Here is a 3,691-nt window from a genome sequence, read left to right as displayed (position 1 = left end):
CTGGCCGAGCATCATCCCGAGGCACGCATCGTGCTGGTGGATGCCCAGCGGGCGGCCGAAGGGGCCTCCGGCCGTAATTCCGGTTTTGTCATCGACCTGCCGCACAAGTTTGCACTGGAGCACCCGGATCCGGCCCACAAGCAGAAGCTGCTGGGGCTGAATCGTTCCGCCATCGCCCAGCTGGACGGCCTGGTGCAGCGCCATGGCATCGACTGTCAGTGGTCGGCGGTCGGCAAGTATCAGGGCGCGGTAGGCGAGCGGGGCGAAGCCTTTCTCGATCATTTCGAGCACCTGATGAAAGACTTGGGTGAACCCTACCGCAAGGTGGAGCACAGCGAGCTGAACGCGGTACTGGGTACCTCTTATTATCGGCGCGCCATCTTTACCCCCGGTGGCTATCTAATGCAGCCGGCGGCGCTGGTGCGCGGCATGGCAGAAAATCTGCCGGAAAATGTCGAGCTGCTCGAGCAGTCGCCGATCCGCTCCTTGCAGCAAGAGGGCGGCAAGTGGCGTCTGCTGGGTGACGAAGGCGAAATCCAGGCGCCGAAACTACTGCTGGGCACCAGTATCTTCACCCGCGAGTTCGGCTACCTCAAAAACCGGTTGTTGCCGGTAATGACCTTTGCCAGCTGGACCCGACCGCTGACCGACATCGAGCTGGCGCGCTATGGCGGTGAATTGAACTGGGGCCTGACCCCGGCGGACCATGCGGGCACCACGCTGCGCATGACCGCCGACCGCCGCATTCTGCTCCGCAACAGCTACAAGCATGTGCCCCAGTATGGCGGCAGTATCAATGACGGCATGCGCCAGCGCATCCAGGCCGATCACCGGCAGGCTTTTCTGGCCCGCTATCCGGATCTGGCCGAGGTGCCCTTCACCCATACCTGGGGTGGGGTCTATGCCATCTCTCGTAATTTCACCAATTTCTTCGGGCAGCTGGAAGACGGCGTTTATGCCAGCGCCTGTGACAACGGAGTGGGGGCGGCTTGGGGCACTATTTCCGGCACTCTGCTGGCCGATCTGGCGGTGGGAGCGGACTCCGCTCAGCTGCGTGACATCCAGCAAGTGACCGGCATGCCTAGTCTCAACCCGCCCGAACCTTTTCTGGGGCTGGGGGTAAAAAGCCGTATTGCCCTGGCCAAATGGCAAAGTCGGAGAGAATTATGAGTGAAGTCAGAGTCATCGACAGCAAGGAGCTGGATTTCAGCTTTCGTGGCGGTCCGCCGGGCGCCGCCTATGTGGCCCGGGCGTTGAGCCCCGAGATCTCCCCGAATATCGGAGTGGGCTTCGCCCGCTGGGAAGGGGCCGAAGTGGCCTGGACTGTGCTGTACGACGAGGTGGTATTCGTGATCGAAGGCTGCTTCGAACTGACCGCCAACGGCAAGAAACACGAGGTTCGCCCCGGTCAGATGCTGTGGATCCCCGAGGGCACCGAGCTGGTGTATGGCGGCCATGCCCTGTTCGGTTATGTGGTTCATCCGGGCAACTGGAAGGAGTTGCACGGACTGGCTTGATGGGTGTTCGTCCCAAGGCACTACTTTGCCGGCCCACTCGGGCCGGCTTTTTTATACCAGGAGCCGATTCCTAGCAGGGGATCATACCAATGTGAATAAATATCTGATTATTTTCAAACCCGAGCTCAGAGGCAACACAGCCGCCTCCCTCGACACGCCACTGGACTAGCCACCTTTGCTGGGTAACGGCTGCGAATATTCACTGGATATTCGGTCCATTACCCAACAAAGATATACGGCAGCAAGCTGCCCCATGGGGCTCGGAAATGCCGTCCCTGGCATTTCACGGTCGTGGTAGTCGATCTCCGTTGCCTCTTCTCAAACACCGAGTTGTCTGTAGACGGTGCCAACAGGCAACTCTCTGGCATCAGGGAGGATAAAAGGATCTGCTCCGCCGACCCTCCGCGCCAAGGATGGCGCGGCGGAGCCTACATGGAGGTATTCACGGCGTGTCGGAGAAGCAGGTCTTTTATCCGACCTTTACAGAGCCACCAAATAGATCAGTTATTTAATTTTTTTAGGGTCTGTTCCTGTTTCGGTATAAGGTATTGATTTAAAAGGGGAATAACAAAAAGCTATTTTGTTAAATTTATTTTATTTCAATGACTTAGCCTGAAACGTCAACATGCCCTAGTATCAGGCTTCGGGAATGGCGGCAATCACCGAAATTTCCACCAACAGCTCGGGGCTGGCCATGGCGGCTTCCACACAGGCGCGGGCCGGGGCGTGACCGGCGGGCACCCAGGCGTCCCATACCTGATTCATCTCGGCGAACAGGCTCATGTCCTTCACATAGATGGTGGCGCTCAGCAGGTGCTGGCGATCACTGCCGACTTCGGCCAGCAGGGCATCTACCTTGGCCAACATGGTGCGGGTCTGCTCGGCGATGCCCTGGTTGCGATCTTCGGCCACCTGGCCGCAGAGGTAGACGGTGTTGTTGTGAATGACGGTGCGGCTCATGCGCTCGCTGGTGTGATGGCGTACTAGGGTCATGGTGTCTCCTGAAAAGGTTGAAGCCGCCGAGCCGAGGGCTCGGCGGCCGGTGTTACTGTGGATTCTGGTCGGTCTCGCCCAGGCTGGCTACTTCTTTCAGGGGCAGCGGCTTGATTGGCGAGCGGATGCGGTAATAGCCCACCTCGGCCGGAGTGGTCTGGCGGGTATCGGCGATGATCTGCGCCACCGTCAGGCCGCACATCCGACCCTGGCAGGGGCCCATGCCGACCCGGCTGAAGGCCTTGGTCTGGTTGGGGCCGGTGCAGCCCTGCCGGGCAAAGCGGCGAATATCACCGGCGGTGACTTCTTCGCAGCGGCACACCAGGGTCTCGTCGGCCGGCGTAAGAAACTCTCCGGCGGGCTGGTACAGCACATCCAGGAAGGGGCGGATCGCCAGTGTCGGGACCAGGACGCGGCGAACCGGCTCGGCCAGCCTGTCTCTATCGCCCGGGCTTTGTTTGCCCAGCTGATGGGCTATCTGCCAGGCGGACAGACGACCGGCCTGTTCGGCGGCCGTGGCGCCGCCGATACCGGCGCCGTCACCGGCGATGAAGATTCCCGGTATATCGGTCTCGCCCCAGCTATCGGTATGAGGGCGCCAGCACAGTTGCTGTTCGTCCCACTGGTGATCGATGCCGATGGCCCGGCTCAGTTGCACATTGGGCACCACGCCCTGGTGTACCAGCAGGCTGGTGGCGTTCAGCGTCTGCTCTTTGCCCTTGTGGGTAAAGCGCACTCGAGCCAGCTTGCCGTGTTCATCGGCTTCGGCCTTCAGCCTGCTTACCCGGCTCAGGCAGCGTATGTCGGAACCCTTGAGCCGGGCCATGTAATCGAGCCCCTTGAGCAGCATCTTCCAGCCGCGCAGGGCGCCGCCGACATGACGGCCGGCTTTGAGATAGTTCTCTTTGGGAGTGGTGTCGAGCACGGCGGCAATCTCTACTCCGGCTCTGTGTAGCTGCAATGCGATCAGCAGCAACAGCGGGCCGCTGCCGGCCAGCACCAGGGGGGCCGGCGGCGTCAGACCACTGGTCTTGAGCATGATCTGGGCGGCGCCACAGCTCATCACGCCGGGCAGCTGCCAGCCGGGAAAAGGTACAGGGCGCTCCTGGGCGCCGGTGGCCAGCAGTATTTTACCCGCCTGCAGGGTGCGGGCCTGCCCTTGGGCCGACAGCCGGACCTCC

Annotated in this window: 4 protein-coding genes; 2 read left to right on the top strand and 2 right to left on the bottom strand. The window is 61.2% G+C overall.

Going from position 1 to position 3,691, the window contains the following annotated elements:
* Both UN63_RS16750 and UN63_RS16745 read left to right on the top strand, forming a co-directional pair.
* The coding region (locus UN63_RS16750; protein ID WP_104488626.1) for an NAD(P)/FAD-dependent oxidoreductase at positions 1–1,170 on the top strand (1,170 nt) is incomplete at its 5' end.
* Positions 1,167–1,517, top strand: a complete 351-nt coding sequence (locus UN63_RS16745; protein WP_104488625.1) for a cupin domain-containing protein — start codon at positions 1,167–1,169, stop codon at positions 1,515–1,517. The genes UN63_RS16750 and UN63_RS16745, both read left to right, overlap by 4 nt.
* A gap of 636 nt (positions 1,518–2,153) precedes the next feature.
* On the opposite strand, the gene UN63_RS16740 is transcribed toward UN63_RS16745, so the two are convergent.
* Together UN63_RS16740 and UN63_RS16735 are read right to left on the bottom strand one after the other, a co-directional pair.
* On the bottom strand, positions 2,154–2,510 hold the full coding sequence (locus UN63_RS16740) for a RidA family protein (protein WP_104488624.1): 357 nt from the start codon (positions 2,508–2,510) through the stop codon (positions 2,154–2,156).
* 52 nt (positions 2,511–2,562) lie between these two features.
* Positions 2,563–3,691, bottom strand: a 1,129-nt coding sequence (locus tag UN63_RS16735; RefSeq protein ID WP_104488623.1) for an FAD/NAD(P)-dependent oxidoreductase, incomplete at its 5' end; no start/stop codon positions are given.

This window comes from Oceanisphaera arctica (genome assembly GCF_002936955.1).
GTDB lineage: Bacteria > Pseudomonadota > Gammaproteobacteria > Enterobacterales > Aeromonadaceae > Oceanimonas > Oceanimonas arctica.
Note: the sequence above shows the minus strand (reverse complement) of the source record. Positions and strands in the feature narration are given on the sequence as shown.